General features: G+C 72.5%; 21 protein-coding genes and 1 tRNA gene. 9 read left to right on the top strand and 13 right to left on the bottom strand.

Annotation, left to right across the window (positions count from 1 at the left end; genetic code table 11):
• Position 1: 1 nt before the first annotated feature.
• Positions 2 to 982, top strand: a complete 981-nt coding sequence (locus MNZ29_RS09535) for a hypothetical protein (RefSeq protein ID WP_242338153.1) — start codon at positions 2 to 4, stop codon at positions 980 to 982.
• Between the two features lie 104 nt (positions 983 to 1,086).
• On the opposite strand, the gene MNZ29_RS24415 is transcribed toward MNZ29_RS09535, so the two are convergent.
• Genes MNZ29_RS24415 through MNZ29_RS09520 form a run of 3 tightly spaced genes read right to left on the bottom strand, consistent with a single transcriptional unit; the run spans position 1,087 to position 4,337 of the window.
• Positions 1,087 to 2,817 carry an MlaD family protein gene (locus tag MNZ29_RS24415; RefSeq protein ID WP_277956983.1) on the bottom strand — a complete coding sequence of 577 codons (1,731 nt, stop codon included), beginning with the start codon at positions 2,815 to 2,817 and terminating at the stop codon, positions 1,087 to 1,089.
• Positions 2,814 to 3,581 (bottom strand): ABC transporter ATP-binding protein, encoded by a 768-nt coding sequence (locus tag MNZ29_RS09525; protein ID WP_242338154.1) that lies wholly within the window; start codon positions 3,579 to 3,581, stop codon positions 2,814 to 2,816. The genes MNZ29_RS24415 and MNZ29_RS09525 overlap by 4 nt, the downstream gene beginning before the upstream one ends.
• Positions 3,582 to 3,584: 3 nt before the next feature.
• Positions 3,585 to 4,337 (bottom strand): ABC transporter permease, encoded by a 753-nt coding sequence (locus MNZ29_RS09520; RefSeq protein ID WP_242338156.1) that lies wholly within the window; start codon positions 4,335 to 4,337, stop codon positions 3,585 to 3,587.
• A gap of 91 nt (positions 4,338 to 4,428) precedes the next feature.
• On the opposite strand from MNZ29_RS09520, the gene MNZ29_RS09515 reads away from it, so the two are divergent.
• Complete coding sequence (locus MNZ29_RS09515) at positions 4,429 to 4,839, top strand: hypothetical protein (protein WP_242338158.1); 411 nt, start codon at positions 4,429 to 4,431, stop codon at positions 4,837 to 4,839.
• Between the two features lie 9 nt (positions 4,840 to 4,848).
• Here the strand turns inward: MNZ29_RS09515 and MNZ29_RS09510 are convergent, their stop codons facing one another.
• Genes MNZ29_RS09510 through MNZ29_RS09500 form a run of 3 tightly spaced genes read right to left on the bottom strand, consistent with a single transcriptional unit; the run spans position 4,849 to position 8,158 of the window.
• A complete protein-coding gene (locus tag MNZ29_RS09510; protein ID WP_242338160.1) occupies positions 4,849 to 5,559 on the bottom strand; it encodes an RluA family pseudouridine synthase in 711 nt (236 codons plus the stop codon).
• Positions 5,556 to 6,875, bottom strand: a complete 1,320-nt coding sequence (locus tag MNZ29_RS09505; protein WP_242338163.1) for a pitrilysin family protein — start codon at positions 6,873 to 6,875, stop codon at positions 5,556 to 5,558. Before MNZ29_RS09505 ends, MNZ29_RS09510 begins: the two co-directional genes overlap by 4 nt.
• Positions 6,872 to 8,158 carry a pitrilysin family protein gene (locus tag MNZ29_RS09500; protein WP_242338165.1) on the bottom strand — a complete coding sequence of 429 codons (1,287 nt, stop codon included), beginning with the start codon at positions 8,156 to 8,158 and terminating at the stop codon, positions 6,872 to 6,874. Before MNZ29_RS09500 ends, MNZ29_RS09505 begins: the two co-directional genes overlap by 4 nt.
• A gap of 239 nt (positions 8,159 to 8,397) precedes the next feature.
• Between MNZ29_RS09500 and MNZ29_RS09495 the strand changes: the two genes are divergently transcribed.
• A complete protein-coding gene (locus MNZ29_RS09495) occupies positions 8,398 to 8,643 on the top strand; it encodes a helix-turn-helix domain-containing protein (RefSeq protein WP_242338167.1) in 246 nt (81 codons plus the stop codon).
• 10 nt (positions 8,644 to 8,653) lie between these two features.
• Here the strand turns inward: MNZ29_RS09495 and MNZ29_RS09490 are convergent, their stop codons facing one another.
• Positions 8,654 to 8,896 (bottom strand): hypothetical protein, encoded by a 243-nt coding sequence (locus MNZ29_RS09490; protein WP_242338169.1) that lies wholly within the window; start codon positions 8,894 to 8,896, stop codon positions 8,654 to 8,656.
• 113 nt (positions 8,897 to 9,009) lie between these two features.
• Between MNZ29_RS09490 and MNZ29_RS09485 the strand changes: the two genes are divergently transcribed.
• Both MNZ29_RS09485 and MNZ29_RS09480 read left to right on the top strand, forming a co-directional pair.
• The gene (locus MNZ29_RS09485) at positions 9,010 to 10,662 is read left to right on the top strand and encodes an HAD-IG family 5'-nucleotidase (RefSeq protein WP_242338171.1); all 1,653 of its coding nucleotides are present in this window, start codon (positions 9,010 to 9,012) and stop codon (positions 10,660 to 10,662) included.
• A 101-nt stretch (positions 10,663 to 10,763) separates the two neighbouring features.
• A tRNA-Sec gene (locus tag MNZ29_RS09480) sits at positions 10,764 to 10,859 on the top strand.
• A 127-nt stretch (positions 10,860 to 10,986) separates the two neighbouring features.
• On the opposite strand, the gene MNZ29_RS09475 is transcribed toward MNZ29_RS09480, so the two are convergent.
• On the bottom strand, positions 10,987 to 12,657 hold the full coding sequence (locus tag MNZ29_RS09475; protein WP_242355006.1) for a serine/threonine-protein kinase: 1,671 nt from the start codon (positions 12,655 to 12,657) through the stop codon (positions 10,987 to 10,989).
• A 144-nt stretch (positions 12,658 to 12,801) separates the two neighbouring features.
• Positions 12,802 to 13,479: a hypothetical protein gene (locus MNZ29_RS09470; protein WP_242338175.1), complete on the bottom strand. Its 678-nt coding sequence runs from the start codon at positions 13,477 to 13,479 to the stop codon at positions 12,802 to 12,804.
• 351 nt (positions 13,480 to 13,830) lie between these two features.
• Between MNZ29_RS09470 and MNZ29_RS09465 the strand changes: the two genes are divergently transcribed.
• The gene (locus tag MNZ29_RS09465; RefSeq protein WP_242338176.1) at positions 13,831 to 14,373 is read left to right on the top strand and encodes a peroxiredoxin-like family protein; all 543 of its coding nucleotides are present in this window, start codon (positions 13,831 to 13,833) and stop codon (positions 14,371 to 14,373) included.
• A 4-nt stretch (positions 14,374 to 14,377) separates the two neighbouring features.
• Here MNZ29_RS09465 and MNZ29_RS09460 read toward each other — a convergent pair whose 3' ends face one another.
• Entirely contained in the window at positions 14,378 to 15,919 is a 1,542-nt protein-coding gene (locus tag MNZ29_RS09460) for an FAD-binding oxidoreductase (protein WP_242355004.1), read from the bottom strand.
• A 103-nt stretch (positions 15,920 to 16,022) separates the two neighbouring features.
• The gene (locus MNZ29_RS09455) at positions 16,023 to 18,569 is read right to left on the bottom strand and encodes a hypothetical protein (RefSeq protein WP_242355002.1); all 2,547 of its coding nucleotides are present in this window, start codon (positions 18,567 to 18,569) and stop codon (positions 16,023 to 16,025) included.
• A gap of 322 nt (positions 18,570 to 18,891) precedes the next feature.
• Between MNZ29_RS09455 and MNZ29_RS09450 the strand changes: the two genes are divergently transcribed.
• The 3 genes from MNZ29_RS09450 (at position 18,892) to MNZ29_RS09440 (ending at position 20,531) form a co-directional block, all read left to right on the top strand.
• Positions 18,892 to 19,125, top strand: coding sequence for a hypothetical protein (locus MNZ29_RS09450; RefSeq protein WP_242338183.1), 234 nt, complete (start codon positions 18,892 to 18,894; stop codon positions 19,123 to 19,125).
• Positions 19,126 to 19,268: 143 nt separating this feature from the next.
• Entirely contained in the window at positions 19,269 to 19,706 is a 438-nt protein-coding gene (locus MNZ29_RS09445; RefSeq protein ID WP_242354999.1) for a hypothetical protein, read from the top strand.
• 51 nt (positions 19,707 to 19,757) lie between these two features.
• Positions 19,758 to 20,531, top strand: a complete 774-nt coding sequence (locus tag MNZ29_RS09440) for a hypothetical protein (protein ID WP_242354997.1) — start codon at positions 19,758 to 19,760, stop codon at positions 20,529 to 20,531.
• A gap of 29 nt (positions 20,532 to 20,560) precedes the next feature.
• Here MNZ29_RS09440 and MNZ29_RS09435 read toward each other — a convergent pair whose 3' ends face one another.
• The gene (locus MNZ29_RS09435) at positions 20,561 to 20,764 is read right to left on the bottom strand and encodes a dodecin (RefSeq protein WP_242338189.1); all 204 of its coding nucleotides are present in this window, start codon (positions 20,762 to 20,764) and stop codon (positions 20,561 to 20,563) included.
• Between the two features lie 114 nt (positions 20,765 to 20,878).
• Positions 20,879 to 21,304, bottom strand: a complete 426-nt coding sequence (locus MNZ29_RS09430) for a DUF1992 domain-containing protein (protein ID WP_242338191.1) — start codon at positions 21,302 to 21,304, stop codon at positions 20,879 to 20,881.
• Positions 21,305 to 21,341: the final 37 nt, after the last annotated feature.

Raw genomic sequence — 21,341 nt, 5'->3', positions numbered from 1 at the left:
GATGCCCTTCTCAAGGCTCGCCGCGGCCGCCGCGCTCGCCCTCTCCGCCTGCAACACCGGCTTCCCGCCGCAGTACCTCGTCGCCGACCTGCGCATCCTCGCGGTCCGCTCGCAGGTGGCGGGGAGCCTCGCGGCCGACGCCCGGCTGGGCGACACCGTGCGGCTCACCGCGCTCGTCGCGAACCCGCTCGGCCGCGCGCCGCTGCGCATCCGCTGGGCGACCTGCATCCCCGACGGCACGGAGGCGCTCCCGCCCTGCCTCGACCCGGAGGCGCTGCGCGACGTGGATCGGCTCCTCGCCGCGCCGGGAGTGATCGCGCTCGGCGAGGGCAGCGCGATCGAGGTGCAGGTGCCGGAGGTCGCCGGCGCGTTCGACCGGCTCATCGCGCGCGCCGAGGCGGAGCCCGCGCTCGCCTGCCGGCTCTACCTCGAGCTCCCGGTGCTGGTCGTCGCGGACGCGGGCGCGGAGCGCGAGGTGGCGGTGAAGCGCGTCCGGCTCACGCCCGGGAGCGAGATCGCGGGGACCGACCTCGCCGGCGCCTACGTCACGAACTCGAACCCGGTGCCGCTGACGGTCCGCCGGGTACCGACCGAGGACGTGCCGTGCGGCGAGGGCGTGCCGGTCCTGGTGCCGTGCCAGGACGCCTCCGCGTGCGGCGGGGCGGCGTGCGGGGGGGACGGCCTCTGCGCCGCGTCCTTCCCGGAGGGGCGGGGCGTGCTCTGCGCCCGGGCGGACCCGGGCGCGGCGGACCCGCCTTACTATCAGTGCGCGCCCGACGGGACGCGCATGGGGTTCTTCGAGTCGCTCGACTGGCAGTGGTACGTGACCGCGGGCCGGTTCCCGGAGTTCACGGGGGTGGGGAACGCCACGGGCGACGCGGTGGAGTTCGAGGCGCCCGCGGGGCCGTTCACGATGTGGGTCGTCCTGCGCGACGGCCGCGGCGGCGAGGCGTGGCTCGAGCGCCAGGTGCCGGGCCGCTGAGGGGAAGCGGCGCCTAAACGGCCGCCATGATTCGCGAACAGGCGAGCGACGCGAGCCCGCCGGGGCGACGCCGCGGAAGCGGCGAAGCCGCTCGCGGCGGTCGTTTAGGGCGCCGCGCTCGCCGCGCTGCCGAGCCCGGCGCCGAGGAGCGTCTTGATGTCGTCGTCCGTGAAGTAGAGCCCGCCGCCGAAGAAGACGTCGGTGCCGACGTTGAAGCTCCGGCCGCCGGGGTACTTGCCGGTCTCCCACTGGTTCAGGAAGTCGTCGACGCCGCTCGTGACGTAGAAGTGCTGGAAGAAGTGGTAGTTCGCCCAGATCTTGGCGCGCGGGTACACGGAGCGGCCGGGTCGGGAGAACTGGTACATGTTCACCGACAGCTGCAGCGCGTCCTGGAGGAGGTGCAGGTCCGAGCCGACGCCGCCGGAGCCCTCGATGATGCCGGCGCGGAAGGTGACGGGCCCGTAGCGCTTCGCGAGCTCCAGCGACACCGAGAGCTTCTCCTCGTTCAGCGTGCGCGTGACGAGCGTCGTGCTCTCGACGTTCGAGCCCGGCGGCCGGGTGGTGATCGTCTCGGTCGTCACGGTGTTCACGCCGCGTGGGTCGGAGACCAGCTCGATGAGGTAGTACTTGTCGGGCCGCGGCATGAGCCGCGCGCCGAAGTAGATCTTGGAGCCCGGGCGCCCCTCGGAGACGGTCTGGTTGAGCAGCCACTCCGAGCGGAGCTGGAGCTGCACCTGCAGCTTCACGAGCCGGTCGACGTAGTCGCTGACCCCCTCGACCGCTTCGCCCATCTTGCGGCCCAGGCGCTCGTCCACGAGGAGCTTGCCCGCCGGGCTCTTCCCCTCGTTGACCTTGTCGAGCATCGAGTCGAGCTTGCCGAGGCTCCCGTTCAGGCGGTCCACGGCCTGGCGCACGCCGCCGATCTCCGCCTGCGCGACCGCGCGCTGCTCGGGGGTGAGCAGCGTCCCGCCCGGAGCGCCCGGAGCGCCCGCCGCCCCCGGCGCTCCAGCGACCCCCGGCGTGCCCGGCGTGCCCGGCGCGCCCGGCTCACCCCGGGCTCCCGGCACGCCGCGGCCGGCGCCCTGCGGGTCGATGATGTCCTGGACGCTCGCGAGGACCGTGTTGAGGCGCGCGGTGAGATCCTCGACGTTGCGCGCGATGTTGTGGATCCGGTCCTTGTCGCGGCCGGCGATCTCGGAGATGTCGCCCGTGAAGTCGCGCGTGTTCTGGAGGATCTGCGCGAGCGTCTGACCGTTCTCGGCGACGACCTGGTCCACCTCGCGGGTGATGCGGGCGAGGTTCTCGATGATCTCGCGCAGGCTCCCCTGGTTGCCGTTGACCGTCTTCGCGAGGTCGCCGGTGATGGCCTGGACGTCGATGGCGATCTTCGCCATGGCGTCCATGAGCTCCTGGGTCGTGGCCGCCGCCCGCGCGCACGCGATCTCGCGCTTCTCCTCGGGGAGGTCCCGGAGGAGCGGCGTCGCCTCGGTGCCCGGCGTCGCCTCGAGGATGGCGTCGGGGAGCAGGGCCGAGGGGTAGGTCTTCGTGAGGCACGCGTCGGCGTGCAGCTCGATGTCGTTCTTGACCCGGATCTCGAGGCGCGCGCGGGCGCCCTCCAGCCGGATCCCGTCCACCTCGCCGATCTGGATGCCGGCGATCTGCACGCGGCTCTTCCAGGTGAGGCCGGTCGCGTCGCGGAAGTACGCGTACACGACGTAGCTGTCACGGTCGGAGAAGCCGCCCTTGCGGAAGAAGGTGAGCGCGACGAGGAACGCGACGCCGGTGACGGCGGCGAGGATGCCCACGGCGAGCGCCCTGTTGACTCCCGGCTTCAAGCGGATCGGTCCTCGGAGGCCTGCTTCTCGAACCACATCGAGAGGAACCGCTGCACGTATGGGTCCTTACTCTCCCGCACCTCTGCGGGGGTCCCCTCGGCGGCGAGATGCCCATCGTAGAGCACCGCGAGGCGGTCGGCCACCTTGAAGGCGCTCGCGATGTCATGGGAGATGACCATGCTCGTGATCCCGAGCGCCCGCTTCGCGTTGAGGATCATGCCGTCCACGTAGTCGGTGGTGATGGGGTCGAGGCCGGTGGTCGGCTCGTCGTAGAGCACCACCTGCGGGTCGGAGACGAGCGCGCGCGCGAGCGCCACGCGCTTGCGCATGCCGCCGGACAGCTCGGACGGCCAGCGCGGGAGGACCTCCTCGCCGAGATCGACGACGCGCAGCTTCTCGATCACCCGTCGGCGCACCTCGTCCGGGTGGACCCGCTCCCCGCGCCGCTTCTCCGTGAGCGGGAAGGCCACGTTCTCGTACACCGTCATCGAGTCGAAGAGCGCGGCGCCCTGGAACACCATCCCGAAGAGCTGGCGCGCCTCGGTGAGCGCCTTCCCGTGGAGGGCGGAGATCTCGCGCCCGCCGACGTGCACCGAGCCGCGGTCGGGCTTGAGCAGCCCGATGACGTGTTTCATGAGCACGGTCTTGCCGGACCCGGAGCCGCCGAGGACCACGTACGTCTGCCCCTCGGGGATGGTGAGCGTGATCCCCTTCAGGACGTGGTTGTCGCCGAACGACTTCCAGAGATCGCGGACCTCGATCACGGCTCAGGTCCCCACCGAGACGAAGGTGATCGCGTAGTCGGCGAGCAGGATGAAGATGGAGCTCGCGACGACGCCGCGGGTCGTCCCCTCCCCCACTCCCTTCGCGCCGCCGGTCGCGGCGTAGCCGCGCCAGGTGGTGATGACCGAGACGATGAGCCCGAACACCACCGCCTTGAGCAGGCCGTGGAGGATGTCGCTCACGTTCATGAACTCCTGGGTGTGGGCGAGGTACGGACCGATGGGGATCCGCGCGACGTACACGCCCATCACGAACCCGCCGGCGTAGCCGAGCGCGTTGAAGAGCATGGTGAGCACCGGGAACATGAGCAGGGACGCGATCACCCGCGGCACGACCAGGTACTGGATCGGGTTCACCGCCATCGACTCCATGGCGTCGAGCTGCTCGGTGACGCGCATGGTGCCGAGCTCGGTCGCGATGGCGCTGCCCGCGCGGCCGGTGACCATGAGCGCGGTGAACACGGGCGAGAGCTCGCGGGCGAGGGAGAAGGCGACCGAGCCCCCGACGTAGCCCTCGGCGGCGAACTGCTTCATCGCGAAGTTCATCTGCAGCGCGAACACCATCCCGGAGAAGGTGCCGGTGACGCCGACGATGAAGGCGGAGCCCACCCCGATGAACGCCATCTGGGCGAGCACGAGCTCGGGCCGGAACGGCGGCCGGAAGATCCACGCGACCATCTCGACCGCGAAGAGGAGCATCCGGCCGAAGTCCTCGAGGGCGGCCTTCAGGCGTTCCATCGGCGCGCACTATCGCATGGCGGCGAGCGCTGCGCCGCTTTCCCGGAGGCGGGTTGCGGGCCGGCGGCCCATCGCTATACTCGCGCGCCCCATGGTCAAGGTCGGCGGCGAGGTCGATGCGTTCTGCACGAAGTGCCAGCTCATGCTCGCGCACACCGTGCACGCGGTGGTGTCGGGCAGGCCGGTGAAGGTCGAGTGCAACACCTGCCACGGCGTGCACCGCTACCGCGATCCCCCCGGCCGCCCGGCCCCTCGCCCCGCGGGCGCGCGGGCGGAGCGCCCGGCGCGAGAGAAGGCGGCGGTCGTCGCCTTCGAGGACCTCCTCGCCGGCAAGGACCTCTCCACCGCGCAGCCCTACTCGCCGAAGCGCACCTACCTCGTGAACGACGTGGTGGACCACCCCACGTTCGGCCGCGGCTTCGTCTCGGCCATCCGCGACGCCGGCAAGATCGAGGTCACGTTCCGCTCGGACGTGAAGCTGCTCGTCCACGGGCGGGCATAGCCCGCGGCCTCACCCCGCCCGCAGCGCCGCGATCGCCCCGGCCATGTCGTCGGGCAGCGGCGCCTCGAGCACGAGCGGGGCGCCGGTCGCGGGGTGGCGGAGCTCGAGCCGCGCCGCGTGGAGCGGGGTCCGCGCGAGGAGCAGCCGCGCGTCCGGCCCGAGGAGCGGGCCCTCGTCGCCGTAGTCCGGGTCCACCGCGAGCGGGAAGCCGGCGTGCATGAGGTGAACCCGGATCTGGTGCGTGCGCCCGGTCTCCGGCAGCGCCTCCGCGAGCGCGAGCGCGCCGCCCGCCCAGGGCCTCGGCGGGAAGGCCTCGAGCAGCCGGACCACCGTCAGCGCGGCCTTGCCGCGGGCGTCGCCCGGCCGGGCGGGGCGCATCCGTCCCCGGCGCGCCGGCGCGATGGCCGCGTCGAGGCGCGCCTCCTCGGGCGGCGTACCGCGCACGAGCGCGACGTAGCGCTTGCGCGGCTCGCCCCGGTCGAACGCGAGGTTCAGGGCGCGGTGCGCCTCGGCGGTGCGCGGGAAGACGAGCACGCCGGTCGTGCCGCGATCGAGCCGGTGCACGACCCAGAGCCTCCCGTGCTCGGCCTCCAGCTCCTCGCGCAGGCTGCGCTCGTCGCCGCCGCGGCCGGGGATGACGATGCGCCCGGCCGGCTTGTCCACCGCGAGCAGCGCCGCGTCCGAGTGGAGGACGCGGATCCCTCCTCCTTCACCGCTCACACCATCTTCCTCGCGGGGACGACCGACACCGGCCCGAACCGCTCCAGCGCCGGGGCGATCGCCTTCGCCGGGCCGACGGCCACCACCACCCGCCGCTCGAGCGGGAAGTAGCGGCGGGCCGCGAGGCGGCACTCGTCCGCCCCGATCGCGCGGACGCGATCCCGGAACAGCCGGATGTCGTCGTCCGGGAGATCGAAGAGCGCGAGATCCGCGAGCTTCTCCGCGAGCTGGTCGTGCGTCTCGAGGGAGAGCGGAAAGAGGCCGCAGAGGTAGCTCTTCGTGCGCTCCAGCTCCTCGGCCGCCGGCCCCTCCTCGCTGAAGCGCGCCGTCTCGTCGAGCGCCACCTGCACGATCTCGCCGGTGGTCTCGACCTTCGTGAAGGTGGAGATGAAGAAGACTCCGCCCGACGCGCTCGTCGCGAACCGGCTGCGCACCCCGTAGGAGAGGCCGCGGTTCACGCGGATCGCCTCCATGAGACGCGAGGTGAAGCCCCCGCCGAGCAGGGCGCTCGCCACGATCCCGGGGACGTAGTCCGGGCTCTTGCGCGGGAACCCCGCGGAGGCGATGCGCACCTGCGACTGCGTGACGTCCGGCTTGTCCACCACCAGCACCCGCGTCTCCGGCGGCGCCGGCGCGCGCACCGGCGGCTCCGCGCCCTCGGGCCCGCGCCAGGCGCCGAAGCGCCGCCGCACGAGCGCGAGCACCTCCGCGAGCTCAACCTTGCCGACGACCACGAGGATCGCCTCGGAGGGCCTGTAGTGGCGCGCGTGGAAGCCAGCCACGTCGGCCCGGGTGGCCTGGGTGAGATCGCGGACGCGCCCCTCGGGCGAGTGGCCGTAGGGGTGATCGCCGAAGGCGGCGGAGAGCATCGCGCGATCGGCGACCACCGACGGCTCGTCGAGGTCATGGGCGAGCGCCGCGACCTCGCGCCGCTTCAGCCGCTTCACCTCGGCAGGCGGGAACACGGGGTGGGTCGCCACGTCGGCGAGGATGTCCATGCAGCGCGGGAGCTCCTCGACCGGCGCCGAGAGGCCGAAGTAGGTCGCGTCCTCGTCCACGCCCGCGCCGAGCTCCGCGCCGAGCGACTCGACGGCGAGGTCGATCTCGGGACCGGTGCGGCGCCGCGTCCCGCGCCGAGCGGCCAGGGCGACGAGGTGGGCGAGGCCGCTGCGACGCGCGGGGTCGAGCGACGAGCCGCCGCGGAGCACGAGCCGCACCGCCGCGAGGGGCACCCCCGGCCGCTGGGCGACGACGACGGAGAGCCCGCTCGGCAGGGTCTCGCGGTGGATGGGCGGCAGGGCGATGGGGGCGCTCACCGCTGCACCTCGGGATCGAGCGCGACGACGCTCCGCCGGGAGGGATCCAGGTACTCGGCGGCCACCCGCTTGACGTCGCGCGGGCCGACCGCCGCGTAGTGCTCGAGCGCGCGTCCCGCCTCGCGCCAGTCGCCGAGGAGCGCCTCGGCCTGCCCGAGCGCGTGCGCGACCCCGTGGTGCGTCGCGAGCTCGTGAAGGACCGAGCTGCGGAGCAGCGCCTGCGCCCGGCGCACCTCCGCGCTCGAGACCCCCTTCGACGCGGCGCGATCGAGCTCCTCCCAGAGCATCGCCTCCGCCCGGGCGCTCTTCACCTTGGGCGTGAGCTCCGCGAAGGCGAGGAACACCCCCGGGTCGATGCGCCAGCCCCAGCCGATCGACACCGACACCGCGACCTCCTCGTCCTGCACGAGGCGGCGGCGGAGCCGCGAGGACTCGCCCACGGCGAGGCACACCTGCAGGACGTCGAGCGCGGCCGAGTCCGGGCTGCGGGCCGCGGGCCCGCGCCAGCCGGCGAGGAGCGCGGGCGCCTGCGCCGGATAGCGCACGACGGCTCGGCGCTCGCCGCGCTGGGGCGGCTCGCCCTGCGGGACCGGGGCGGGCCGCGGGCCGGCGGGGATGTCCGCGTAGTGGCGCTCGAGCAGCGCGAGCGTCGCGTCGGGGTCCATGTCGCCGACGACGTACACCGCCGCGTTGTTCGGGGCGTAGTAGGTCCGGAAGAACGCCTCGCAGTCGTCGCGGGTGATCCGCTCGATGTCGTCCATCCAGCCGATCACCGGCCAGCGGTACGGGTGCGCGAGGAAGACGAGCGACTCGAGCTGCTCCTCCATGAGCCCGAAGATCGAGTTCTCCGTGCGCAGCCGGCGCTCCTCCTTCACGACCTCGCGCTCCTGCTCCAGCGAGTCGGTCGTGAGCCGGAGCGAGCGCATCCGGTCCGCCTCGAGGTCGATGACGGTCTCGAGCGCGTCGGGCGCGAAGTCCTCGTAGTACGCGGTGACGTCGTTCGAGGTGTAGGCGTTCGAGTGACCGCCGCGCGACTCGAGGACGCGGTCGAACTCCTTCGGCCCGTACTTGGCCGCCCCGTTGAACATCATGTGCTCGAAGAGGTGGCTGATGCCGGTCGTGCCGAGCCGCTCGTTGCGCGAGCCGACCTGGAAGAACGTGTAATAGCTGAGCGTCGGCGCGCTCCGGTCCTGCAGGAGCCGGACGCGGAGGCCGTTCGGGAGCGTGTGCGCCCTCACCTGATCGAGGTCGAGGACGCCCGTGTGCGCGGGAGGGGTCGCCATGTGCGCGCGCGAACATAGCCGCGGGGCGACTCAGCGTCCATGCGCGCGGCCGGGGAAGCGGGGCGATTCTCGGATGTTGCTGTGAGTGGAGCCCCCGCCGGGAAGGCGCCGCACCCCCCTCGTGTGGAGGCTGGACGCATGGTCCGTGGATCGCGAGGGCCATCTCGCCCTAAAGGAGTCGGTCCTTTTCGCTAGGCCGAGTCGTTAGTATTCCCTCCACCCAGGAGAGCGCGCGGAGCATGGCCAGCAAGAACAAGCCACAGCGTGACCCCCGCCGCGAAGAGCTGCGGCGGCTCGGAGAGCGCGTACGAGAGGAGCGCCGCAGCCGCGGCCTCACGCAGGAGGCGCTCGCCGAGGCGCTCGACCTGTCGGTCGCGTACGTGAGCCTCATCGAGCGCGGCGGCCGCAACCCGCCCTACACCACCGTGGTCGCCATCGCGCGGGCGCTCGGCGTTCCGGCGTCACGGATGGTCGCGGACGAGTAGCCTCGAGCGGCTAGAGCGAGTCGAGCGGCCGCCCGCAGCTCGCGCAGCGCCCGGCGCGCCGCCGCAGCGGGAGGCCGCAGCCCGGGCAGCGCTTCACCTCGCGGGTGCGCTTCACGCGCGCGGCGCGCCCATCGCCCGGGGGAGCGCGTCCGGCCTCGAGCCGGGCGATGCGATCCTCGAGCTGCTCGATGCGGGCGGCGAGCTCGGTGAGGGTGAGGCGCCTCGGCACGGTGCGCGCGAGCGTGCCACGCACGCCACCCCGGTCAACTTTCCCGGCGGGCCTGCCGCCCGCCGCCTCGGCGCCGCGAGCATCCGCCCGCACGATCGTTGAGCCGGTGCGCCGGGCGGGTTATCACGGCCTCCGACATGCCAACCGCCAGAGGGGGCGTCCCGGCCGGCGCCGTCGGGCACGCCGCGCCCGCCACACCGACCGCAGGGCGCGCGTACGAGGCGCCCGAGCTCCTGTCGCTGCTCACCACGCCGCACGTCGGTCACCGCGAGGTGCCGCGCGCACGCCAGGTCTTCGTCAACCGGAACCTCCGGATGGACAAGATCGAGGCCGTCGGCTTCGACATGGACTACACGCTCGCGATGTACCACCTGCAGCGGCTCGAGGAGCTCGCGTTCGGGATGACGCTCGCGCGCATGATCTCCGCGCGCGGCTACCCGCAGCAGCTCGGCGTCCTCCAGTACGACCCCGCCTTCGTCATCCGCGGGCTCGTGATGGACAAGCTGCACGGCAACATCTTCAAGATGGACCGGCACAACCACGTGGGCCGCTGCTACCACGGGCGCCGCCCCCTGCCGCACGAGGAGCTCCGCCGCCTCTACCGCGACGAGAAGGTCCACCTCTCCTCCCCGCGCTTCGCCTGGATCGACACGCTCTTCGCGCTGCCCGAGGCGAGCCTGTTCGCCGGGATCATCGAGCACCTCGAGGGCGAGGGGCAGACGATCGACTACGAGAAGCTCTGGCAGGACATCCGCGAGTCCATCGACACGGTGCACCGCGACGGCACGCTCAAGGCGGAGGTGAAGAAGGACCTCCCGCGCTACCTCGTGAAGGACGCCGAGCTCGGCCCCGCGCTCCACAAGCTCCGCTCCGGCGGGAAGAAGCTCTTCCTCCTCACGAACTCGCTCTGGGACTACACCGACGCCGTGATGTCCTACGTCCTCGACGACGTCCTCCCCGAGTACCCGAGCTGGCGGAACTACTTCGACGCGGTGGTGACCGGCGCGGCGAAGCCCGCCTTCTTCTCCGAGCGCCGGCCGCTGTACGCGCTCGCGCCGGACGGCGCGCGCGCCGGCGAGGCAACCTCCATCGAGCGCGGTCGCTGGTACGAGGGGGGCGATCTCCCCACGCTGGAGCGGCTCATCGGCATCGGCGGGGACCGGATCCTCTACGTCGGCGACCACATCTACGGCGACATCCTGCGCTCGAAGAAGAGCTCCCTCTGGCGCACCTGCATGGTCGTCGAGGAGCTCGAGGCCGAGCTCGCCTGGCTCGAGAAGAACCAGGACGCGCTCGCCGAGATGGCGCGGCTCGAGGCCCTGCGCGTCCGCATCGAGGACGAGGTCGCGGTGCACCGCTCGGCCCTGAACGCGCTCGACCGGCGCCTCGATCGCGTGGGCGATCCTGCGGAGCGCGAGCGGCTCGAGGCGACGCGGCGGCGCGACAAGGCCGAGCTCGAGGTGCTCCGCCGCGCGCGCCGGGACGCGGACGATCGCGTGCGCGAGCTGGAGCGCGCGGTCGAGGAGGGCTTCAACCCGTACTGGGGGCTCACCTTCAAGGAGGGCCACGAGAACTCGCGCTTCGCCGAGCAGATCGAGAACTACGCCTGCATCTACACGAGCCGCGCGTCGAACCTGGTCTTCTACTCGCCGATGCAGTACTTCCGCTCGCCGCGCGCCGCCATGCCGCACGAGCGCACCGCCGCGACCCGCCTGTCGCCCTGGGGCGACGAGCACGGCGCGCCCCTCGCCGGCGACCGCCCGTCGCGTGTGTCGAAGGCGTCGAAGTAGGCCCGCTCGCGGGACAGAGGCCTCATGCTCCGCGGCGCCCGCGCGCTTCGCCGCGGTGCCGCCGCTTGACGGTGCCGGGCGCTGCGCATAAACCCTTGCGCGGCAGAGCGTCCTAGGCTGGTGCCGGGCCCGGTCTTCAAAACCGGTGGATGGTGCTGAGAGGCGCTGTTGGGGGGTTCGATTCCCCTGCTCTGCCGTTTTCTCGATTCGTTTTCGGCGCACGCGCTCATCGGGCGAGCCCGCACCGCACGCGCGCTCACGGCGAGGCGCAGCCCGGCTCGTCCTCGGGCAGCTCCACTCGGATCGCTGCAGGAAACGCAGCCGTCAGCGACGACGCCGCGCCACCTTCGGCTTCTTCGCCACGCCGTGGAGCGCGACGTTGGCCGTGTTGTCCCTGCGGAGATCGACGGCGAACTTCACCTGCTTGTAGCCGTCGAGGGTCAACCGCAGCCAGACCTCCGCCGCCTTGCGGGCGACGTTCACTCGAAGCGGTGTCTTCCCCAGGCGTTGCCCTGTGTCGAGCCGGACGACGGACGCGCCGGGCGGTGACGAGCGAATGAGAAGCTCGACGGATCCCCGCTGCTGCGGTCCGGAAGCGGACGTCGTGCGCGAGGGAGACGTCGCCCGCGAGGTCGTCGCCGGACGCTGCGATGTCGCCGGCGCGGCCGGGGTCGACGTCGCCGGACGCGAGGGAGGCGTCGCCCGCGAGGTCGTCGGACGCGGCGATGCCGCCGGCGCGACCGAGGTCGACGGCGCCGGACGCTGCGATGTCGTCGGCGCGGCCGAGGCCGACGTCCCCGGACGCGGCGATGCCGCCGGCGCGGACGAGGTCGAGGTCGCGGATGACGTCCCGCTCGGACTCGCGGTCGGGCTCGGGATCGCGGGCGAGATCGGGGTCCCGGTCGCGTCGGACGACGGCGACGGGACCGCTGGAGCCGCCGACGCGAGCTCCCGCACCAGCCTTCGGCCGGGCTCGAGCGCTGCGCCGAGGTTCCGCGGGACGCCGAACCGCAGGGCGACGACAGCGCCGGTCGCCACGACGGCCGCCGAGGCGACCGCAGCGAGGAGGCGGCGCGGGCGTACGATCGAGCGGCGACGGCGCGGCGCGTGCAGCGCCCTGGCGAGGGCCGACATCGACTCGAAGCGATCATCCGGGCGCTTCTCGAGGGTCTTCGTGAGGACCGCCCCGAGCCAGGCCGGGATGCGTTCGCCGCGCGGCGTCCGCCGCGGCAGCGCCTTCTGGGGCTGCTCACGGATGAAGATCGCAAGCTCGACGAAGCTCGGTGCGGTGAACGGCACGCTGCCCGAGAGCAGCTCGTACAGGACGACGCCCGCTGCCCAGATGTCGGCGCGTCGATCGACGTCCCTCCCCAGCGCCTGCTCCGGCGCCATGTAGTGCGGCGTCCCCAGGACCATCCCGGCCGAGGTGGCGGCGTTGTCGACGGGATCGCGCAGCTTCGCGACCCCGAAGTCGAGCACCTTCACGAAGTCGGCGCCGTCCCTCTCCACGACGAAGATGTTGTCCGGCTTGAGATCGCGGTGGACGACCCCCTTCTCGTGCGCAGCCTCGAGCGCCTCGCACACCTGCGTCACGATCCGGAGAATCCGACTCAGCGGCGGGTACTTCCGGCCGCGCTGGGCCATCAGCTCGCGCAGGCTCGTGCCTTCGAGCAGCTCCATCACGAGGTACGCGAGCCCGGGCGCCTCGACGAAGTCGGTGACCTCGACGATGTGCTCGTGGTCGATGTCGTTCACGACCCGCGCCTCGCGGAAGAAGCGCTCGACGACATCGGGCCGCGCCACGTACTCCGGGTTCAGGACCTTGATGGCGACTTCCCGCCCGAGCCGGATGTGGCGCGCGCGGTAGACGCACCCCATGGCTCCCCTGCCCAGCACGGCCACGAGCTCGTAGCTGCCGAGCGTGGTGCCGACGTCCACGGCCGGCGCCGTGCCGACGATGGTGGAGGAGAGCTCGCTCATGAGGTCGTCCGCCATGGTACCGCGAGCAGTCGCGGTCAGGGAACCGTCGGCCCATGGAGCGCCGTCGCGACGGGCGCGGAGGAGCGGCACGCCGAGACGTTCGCGAAGAACGGTGGCGGGGAACGCCTTGAGTCGTTCTGAGCGCTCCGGGGAGCGAGCTCAGTCCCAGGGCTCCTTCCAGGTCACCGTCACGTCGTGCAGGTCGCCGAGCTCGGCGTCGTACGCGATCACCGACGCCTCGATGGTGACGCTCACGTTCCGGCGGAAGACCTGGTCGAGGCGGCGCACGAGATAACGGTAGCCCGCGTAATCCGGTCCGAGCTGCGCTGCCGCCCGCGATTCGGCCTCGACCTCGAGCGATGGACGATGCCCCGTGATGACCGGGAAGACGGCGGGTACGATCGCGACCAGGAGCGCGGCCATGAGACCCAGCGCCAGGCCACCTGCGTACGGAGCCCGCCCGCGTGACGCCGTGCTCGGCCATGCGCCCTCGGAGCGTCGGGTCATGCGCCACGCGGCCGTCGCGAGCCCGATGGCGACGAGACGCAGGACCATCGTGGCTTCGACGTGGTGCTGGCTTCGCGTGAAGCAGATCCAGCTCAGCTCCCACGGAACGGCCATGAAGTAAGCGATCGCCTCACCGAACACCACGCCGGCCACCTCGGCCACGGACCATGCGAGTACCCACGGCTTCGGAGTCTTCACCGCGAGCGGGTTGAGGACGGCGATCGCGCTGGTCGCCAATCCCCCGAGGACGAGCGTTGCCCACGGCGCGGTCACCGGCGCGATCGTGTGAAGCACGATGAAGCACTCGAGCGCAAAGATGACGAACAGCACCAGCGGTAGGTGCGGGGGCACGGCCACGCTCGGACCGAGGCCTCCTGGTCGTGCGGGCTCCGCTCTCGTGGATTCCATGGCGTCGGCAACCGTACTGCGTTCACCCGGAGTCCGACACGTTTCTTCGCCTCCCCCGATGGTCCTCCGGGTACGACCGCGGCGAAGGCGCGCAGTCGTCCGGGGGTGACGCCACGCGCGTCAGATCACTTGCCGCATCCCTCCTGAGCCGAGCCCGCGCAGCGCAAGACGATCAGGCCGTGCCGGCGCGCCTCCGTGAGCGAGTGGCCCGCCCTCTCGATGCGGACCTGCTACTTTTCTCGTAGTGTCGTCTCCCATTCGGAGGGTCCGGCCGTGAAGCTTCGCGTCGGAGACCGTGCGCCGGCGGTGGTGCTGGAGGCGCTGGACGGGTCGAGGCTGCAGTGCCAGGTGCCCCGTGGCCCTGTCGTGGTGTCGTTCACGCGTCATGCGGGCTGCCCGGTGTGTCAGCTCCACGTCGGCCGCATCGCGGCGGCAATGCCTGAATTCCAGGCGCTCTCATGTGCGGTCTGGATGGTGTTTCAATCCGCGCCGGCGCGGCTCCAGGCTGCCATGGCCGAATGGCGGCCGGGGTTCCTGGCCGTGGCCGACCCCGGCGCCGTCCTTTACGACGCGTTCGGCGTGGGCGCGAGCCTGAGCGGGTACCTCCACCCGCGTTCCATGCTCGCGCTGGTTCGGGCCACGCGAGCCGGAAAGCGCCACCGCCGGTTCGAGGGTCGTGAGACCCAGATGCCCGCCGACTTCGTGCTCGATCGGACGGGGCGGATCGTCCTGGCGCACGTTGGACGGAGCGTCGGCGACGACGTGCCCGTCGCCACGCTGCTCGGGGCGGTGGCCGAGTCCGCGAAGCAGGCGTGACGCATCACGGCAGCCGGACCGACAGCGCGTGCCGGAACACGTCGCGAGGATCCCAGCGCGCCTTGACGCGCTGCAGCCGCGGGTAGTTGTCCTTGTAGTAGAGCGTGTGCCACGGGACGCCGGAGGTGTTCCACCGCGGATCGGCGAGGTCCGCGTCCGGATGGTTGATGAACGCGCCGTCGCTCGCCTCGCCGGGCGCGGGCACGCCGCCGGTGTCGGCGAAGAGCTCCCGGTAGAGCGCGCGAACCCAGCCCAGGTTGCGCTCCGCCTCGCTCGGATCCATCCAGCCCGCGTTGCAGGAGGTGGTGAGGATCGAGTCGCGCTGCGCCGAGGCGGTCGCGTCGGGCGCCACGGTGTTGACCTTCCCGCCGTAGGTCGCGAGGCCGAGCATGCCGCCGGGCACGTCCACGTCGGTCCGGGTGAGGAAGTGGTGGGCGACCTCGATCTGCCGATCCGTGAAGCGCCTGCGCAGGAAGGCGTCCTTCATCTTGAAGCTGGCGTTCTCGGCGCCCGGCGCGCGGAACAGCTCGGGGAAAGGGTTCAGGGCGAAGCGCAGCCAGGTGCTCGTCTCGAGCTGGCGGGTGCAGGCCGCGCCCACTCCCTGGTTCAGGGCATCGAGGTGCTCGTGACAGAGCCGTTCGGCGTCGGGACCGGCGGTGGAGAGCCCGCGCAGCTCGACCTTGCCGGTCTGGCGACGGTTGAGGAAGAGGATGCTGAACAGCTTGGCGCCGGGAGCGTCCGCGCCCGCGTTGCGCTCGCACCACTCCCCGTGATTGCGCAGGAGCCTCGCGAACGCCCGCTCGTCGAGCTCGTCCCAGCTCCACCCCACCCGGAACGTCCGGATCGACGCCGGCGCAGGCGGCAACAGCGAGGCAGGGTCGGTCCCGCGAGCGCCCGGCGACCTGAACCAGTAGCGCGTGACGATGCCGAAGTTGCCGCCCCCGCCGCCGGTGTGCGCCCACCAGAGCTCGCGGTTGGGATCGGAGGGTTCCCGCGTCGCCACCACGCTGCGGGCGGTACCGGCCTCGTCCACCGTCACGACCTCGACAGCGTACAGGTGGTCCGCCGCGAGCCCATGCTCCCTGCACAGGAAGCCGAAGGCGCCTCCCAGCACGTGCCCGCCCACGCCGATGTCCGGGCTCTCGCCGGCGGGGACGGTCACTCCCCAGCCGAGGAACAGCTTCCGGTACAGCTCGCCCAGCGTGGTCCCCGCCTCCACCACGAAGGCGGACATCTCCGGGTCGTAGGCGACGCCGGTCATGAGGGAGGTGTCGATGAGCACCCGCACGGCCGGATCGGCGACGAGCCCCTCCAGGCAGTGGCCTCCGCTGCGGACCGCCACCCGCAGGTCCTCCCGCACCGCCTCCTGAACCGCCTGGACCACCTGCTCGGTCGAGCCGACCAGCCGCACGTAGTCGGGTTTCCCGCGGAAGCGCCTGTTGAATCCGCGGTGGGCCAGGTCGGCGTAGCGCGGGTCGTCCGGGCCGATCCGGCCAGGGACGGCCGGATCGGTCCGCGGCGAGCCCGCTTCTGTTCGAGCGCTCATCCTTGGACCCTAGTGCCCCGCCGCGGGACGCCCCACGGTTTCGGCCTGCGCGGCCGCAGCGCGCGGCGTCACAAATGAGCCCCCGGCGGCGCGGACGCGCCCGTCACGGAGCGGTCAGCGTCGACGGCACCGGGACGACCATGACCGCGTCGTCACCCGCGATGAAGAGCGTGGTCGCGTCCGGGGTCATCGCCATCACGGCCTCGCGGCTCTGAATGGTGAAGCCGCTCCGCACCGTCGGGTACTCGGGGAGCTGGAAGTACCCCAGCAGCGGCGGGTCGCCGCTCACGGCCGCGGTCGAGTCGAACACCCAGACCCTCGGCAGGTCGAGGCTCCCGATGCTGTAGCTCAGCACGTACGCGCGGCTTCCGTCCGGCGACACGGTGGCGGCGATGGTCGTGCCTCCCGTGTACTTCGTGTAGGAATCCGGCAGCCAGAGTCGCCCCACGAAGGCGAAGGAGGCGTCCCAGAGCGCGGCCTCGCTGTAGCTGACGGTCACGAATCGGCTGCCTACCTCGTCGATGCCGAAGTTTCCCTCGAAGTAGAAGCCGCCGTCCTTCAGCGTGCCGTCGGCGCCGTCGAGGTGCATGCGGCCGGTTCGACCGTCGACCATGAGGCGCTCGCCGTTGCCGCTCACCGCGAGCCATGGCCCTTCGTAGAAATTCAGGCCCGTGTTCGAGAACGTCCGGCGCGCCAGGTCGAAGAACCCGAGGTCGTCGATGCCCGTGTCACCGAACGGCAGCCAGACGCGGCCGTCGTTCGTCACCGCGACGCCGTCCGGGCGCAGGGAGGCCGGACCGAGCGCGCCGCCGCGGTCGTAGGTCGCCTGCTCCGTCAGCGTGACCGGATCGAGCAAGCGGAGCTTGCCCGACCAGGAGACGGCGATCACCGCGCCAGCATCGGGAGTGAGCGCCAGGTCGCGCAGGTCGGCGATCGCCTGACTCGCCGCCGTCCACGCGCCCCCCGCGTAACCGACGCGCACCGCCACGCCCGGCATCGAGGCCCACAGCGCCTGATGCCGCGGATCGTAGATGAGCTGACGCTTGCGGCCCGAGGTCTGCACCCGCGCGTAGGCCAGCGTGGGCGCATCGACGACGTGCAGCGCCGCCGCCGCCGTGGGCGATCCGAGGGCGTTCGACGCGCTGATCGCGTATTCGCCGGCCGGCGCGGCGGGCACGTCGAGCGCCACCTCGGTGTCGCTGACGCGCGTGACGCCCACGCCGGTGAGTCCCTCCACCGTGATCCCCGCCGCGACGTCGGCGAGCCCGTCGAACCCCACGCCGCGCGCGAGGACGCGATGCGCCCGGCCGGCGAGGATGACCCCGGGCCCGAGCGAGCGCACCTCCGGGAGCCGCTTGCTGAGGGTGACCTTGAACTGGACGGGGGTGATGCTCGGGGGATCGGCGGCCACGCGGACCGTCGCCACCTGCGTGCTGCCGTTCTCGACGGACTGCAGTGCCTCGGGCGTGACGCGGAAGCCGAGCGGCGTCCCCGTCCAGCCGGTGCCGGCATCGAGCGTGAGCCAGGCGGCGTCGGTCGCGGCGGTCCAGGCGCGAGCGGGGCCGCCGGCCATCGTCACGGGCACGCTGCCCAGCAGGTCCGCGGGGACCGAGGTCGCTGTGAGGGTCAGCGCCTGATCCTGCGGCTTCAGCAGGCCCGGTCCGACGGTGAGCGTCACGGTGACCGACCGGCCGGTGGTGAAGCCGTCGCCCCTGACGTAAAGCCAGGCCGTGTAGCTCCCCTGGGACAGGGCGCCGGCGTCGGCGCGGAGGTCGAGGCCCCCGTCCGTGGGGGTCACGCCGAGCCATCCGCTCGCGCCGGAGCCGTAGCTCACGCTCGTCGTCAGCGGCGGGTTCCAGCTCGGGGGCGTGACGCCCACGTGCGCGGACGCGTCGGCGCCCTCCGTCGTGGTGAGCGCCAGCGAGCTCGTGTCCAGGGACAGGTCGTGTCTTCCTCCGGGCGCCTCCGTGACCGAGTAGGTCACCCGGAGCGTGCGCTGCGAGCCACCGGCCGCGACGTAGAGATAGGCGTCGTAGGCGCCCGCCGGAACGCTGGCGGCGACGAGCGTGAAGCCCGACGCGGTCTCGTCCGCGACGCGCAGCCAGGAAGGAAGGCCCGACACGCGGAAGCTGGTCGCACCGTACGGCAGCTGCACCGCGACCGGGGCGCTGGCGGGCGAGCCGCTCACCGCCGACAGCGCCACCTGGTCGGGCGCGACCTTCAGGATGGGCAGGACCTCGACCGTGTACTGCAGCCGGAACGGCGACCCCCGCACCGGAGAGCTGCACCCTGCGTCGTAGCAAACGTTCACCGCCAGCGTGCCCGCGTAGGTCCCGGGCGCGAGGGAGGACTTCGAGGAGATCCAGAGACGCGCCTGCGTCTCCATCACCTCGACCTGCGCGCCGGCGATCGCCTCGCCCTGGTCCACGGCGCTCACGCGGATGCTGGCGCTCGTCTGCCCGGAGACGCTCGCGGTCACGGTGGCCGAGAGCGACGTGCCCTCGTCACCCCGCATCGTGAAGTGGTCTGTGTCGAGGGTGACGGTCACGCCTCCGCCGGGCCCCGCGCCGCCGCCGCCGCCGCCGCTGCATGCCGCCGCGAGCAACGCCAGGATGACCAGCGCCGTCACGACACCCGTCCGTCTCGACATGTGTCGCGCCCCTCCCGCAATACACCTGCGGTTCAATGACTTCGGGTGCGCATTCTCCGACGGTCAGGGACGCCAGGGGAGCAATCCTTCGGCCCCGTGGAAGGACACCCGCCCACCTGCGCCCGCGAGTGTAGGCGCCTCGCACCTCGCGGGCGCCGCACGCGCGATACCCTGCCCCCGCCGCGAAACGGTCCTGAGAGCGCGCAGGCTGGCCTCCCGTCCTCTTGGGCCCCTACGCGCCGCTGGGCGCAAAATGATGAAAGAGTAAGGACTTCTCGGCCTGCAACGAGGATCCGCGGGCCTTTGCCGCCGGAGTGACGCGATGGCCCCCTCCTCTCCTCGAGACCCCCCGCGACCGCCCGGCGCACACGTCGCGCCCCCCGTCGTCTACGTCGAGCCGAAGTGGGACTACAAGCACGTGGTACGCGACCTCGCCGAGGAGGCGACGCTCGACGAGGCCGAGCTGAACGCGCTCGGCGCGAACGGGTGGGAGCTCGTCGCAGTGCTCGCCCACGGCAGCACCGCGCACTTCTACTTCAAGCGCCAGAAGGACTGACGGCCGCGCGCTGCGAGCGGGCGGACGCCCAGCCGCTCGCGGAGCCGACGCTCCCTCGGTGCGAGGCGAAAGCGACGCGCGGCGGGCCCGCGCGCTCCCATCCCCGGCGGACGAGGACCACACTTTCCTCGAAAGGACCCGCCATGCGCACGCACCTCTCGATCGCCCTGGGGCTCGCCCTCGCCGCCGCAGGCTGCCGGACCGCCCAGGGCACGCGGGCGAGCAGTGGGAACGCCGGCCGCACCGTGGAGGGCCGGGTCGAGGAGGTGGGCCGCGACGACGGGACCGTCACGTTGCGGGTGGGCGACAAGCGTCGCGAGGTCCTCGTCGCACCGGAGGCCGAGATCAAGGTGGACGACTTCAAGGCGACGTTCGAGGACCTGAAGGAAGGGCAGCGCGTGCGCGCGGCGCTCGACGAGTCGAAGGGACAGACGGAGGGCTACCGCATCGAGATCCTCGACAAGGGAGCGACCGCGCCGACCGACGTCGAGAAGCCCGCGCCGACAGAGGTCGAGAAGCCCGCGGCCCGTAGCGCCGACGCCCCGTCCGCCGAGCCCGAGGGTGAACGGAACGCGCAGTGAGCCGCGCCGGCTGGACGCCGAGATGGGCGTCCGGTCCCCATCACCCGGGACGTGACGTTCGCCCTCCACTCGTGGAGAATGGCGCGGCCGTATCGCCCCGAGGTGAACGTCCTGCTGCCCTGCCCGCGCGCCGCCGCCCTCGTCGCCGCCGCCGTCGCCCTCTCCGGCTGCACCGCGGAGATGGAGCTCGGGCGCGCCCGGACGCTCGACGCCGGCGAGTGGGACCTGGGCGCTGCGATCGGGTTCTCGGGCTACGGGCACGAGCGCAAGGTCCCGCAGGAGCACCCCACGGGCGGCGTGGTCCTGCCCCTGGTGCCGGTCGTGCCCGTCGAGCTCTGGGCGGCGCGCGGGATCGCGCCCCGCCTCGAGGTCGACGGGCGCCTGTCGGTGCTGTCGGCGCAGCTCGGCGTCAAGGCCCAGGCCGTCCGAACGCGGCACCTCGACCTGTCGCTCGCCGCGACGGGCATCGCCGAGCTCACGGGACGGCCGGAGCTCGAGCCCACCACGCGGGCGCGGGTCGCGCTCATCGCCGGGGTGCCGCTCGTCTACGGCCTGGAGCTCGACGTGGCCCCGCAGTGCAGCTGGAGTCTCCGTCCGGCCCTCGCGCAGCCGGAGCTGTGGGGCGCCACGGGGCAGCTCCACTACGGGCCGCTGCCCGGCGGGATGCGCCGCGTCGGGCTCGCCGTGTCGGTGCTCCACTACGACCGCGCGACGGCGGCGCAGGCCGGCGACGTCACGGCCGGCAGGTTCGTCGGCGTGGCGCTCGTGTTCTCGGCGACGCGAGTCGTACCCGCGATCCCGGGCGCAGGGCTCGGCGAGCGATGAGCGCGGGCGGGACGGCCTGCCGCCCGCCGCTACTCCAGCTTGAACCCGACCCGCAGCGTGACCTGGAACTCCGAGACCTTGCCGTCCTTGATGGCGCCGCGCTCCTCGACGACCTCGAACCATGCCATGTGCCGGATGGACTTCGAGGCCTCCTCGATCGCCGCGCGCGTCGCCTCCGCGAAGCTCGTGGGGGACGTGCCGACGATCTCGATCTTCTTGTAGACCCCGGACATGCGCGGCTCCTCGGCGGAGGGCGGCGCGGGCGCCGCCTCGGGTGAGTGGTGCCGGAACCATGGCCCCGGCCCTCGCCTCGAGCGCGGCCCAGTGGGGGAAGACCACACCGGTGGTCACGGCGCTGCGGTGCCGTACGGGGCGAGCCGCCCCTCGCGCCAGCGCCGCAGCACCTCCTCGACGTCGAGCGGCGCGAGCGTGGTCGGCGGCCAGCCGACGAAGGTCGCGTTGAGGCGGCGGATCTTGGCGTTCAGCGCCTCGAGCCGCTCGCGGGCGAGGTGCTCGTCGCGATCGCGCGCGACGGCGGCGAGCACCGCCTCCGCCTCGTGGCGGATGGCGATCGAGTCCGGGAGGCTCGACAGCTTCTCGCGCCGGAGCTTCTCCTTGATCCACCACGCCTCCGGGAGCGCGCCGCCGCTGAGCGGCAGGGGCTTGCCCGCACCGGAGAGCCGCTCGAAGGCGCCCTCCTCCTGGGCCTCGCGGATGAGCCGCTCGGCGTAGGACTCGAAGGTCTCTCCGGGCTTGCGAGGACGCTCGGCCACTCCCCTTCGATAACGGCGGCCGCCGGCGCTCCGCAAC

The sequence above is a fragment of the Anaeromyxobacter sp. SG64 genome, assembly GCF_022690745.1.
Taxonomy (GTDB): Bacteria; Myxococcota; Myxococcia; order Myxococcales; family Anaeromyxobacteraceae; genus Anaeromyxobacter; species Anaeromyxobacter soli.
This window is presented reverse-complemented; position numbering and strand designations above follow the sequence as displayed.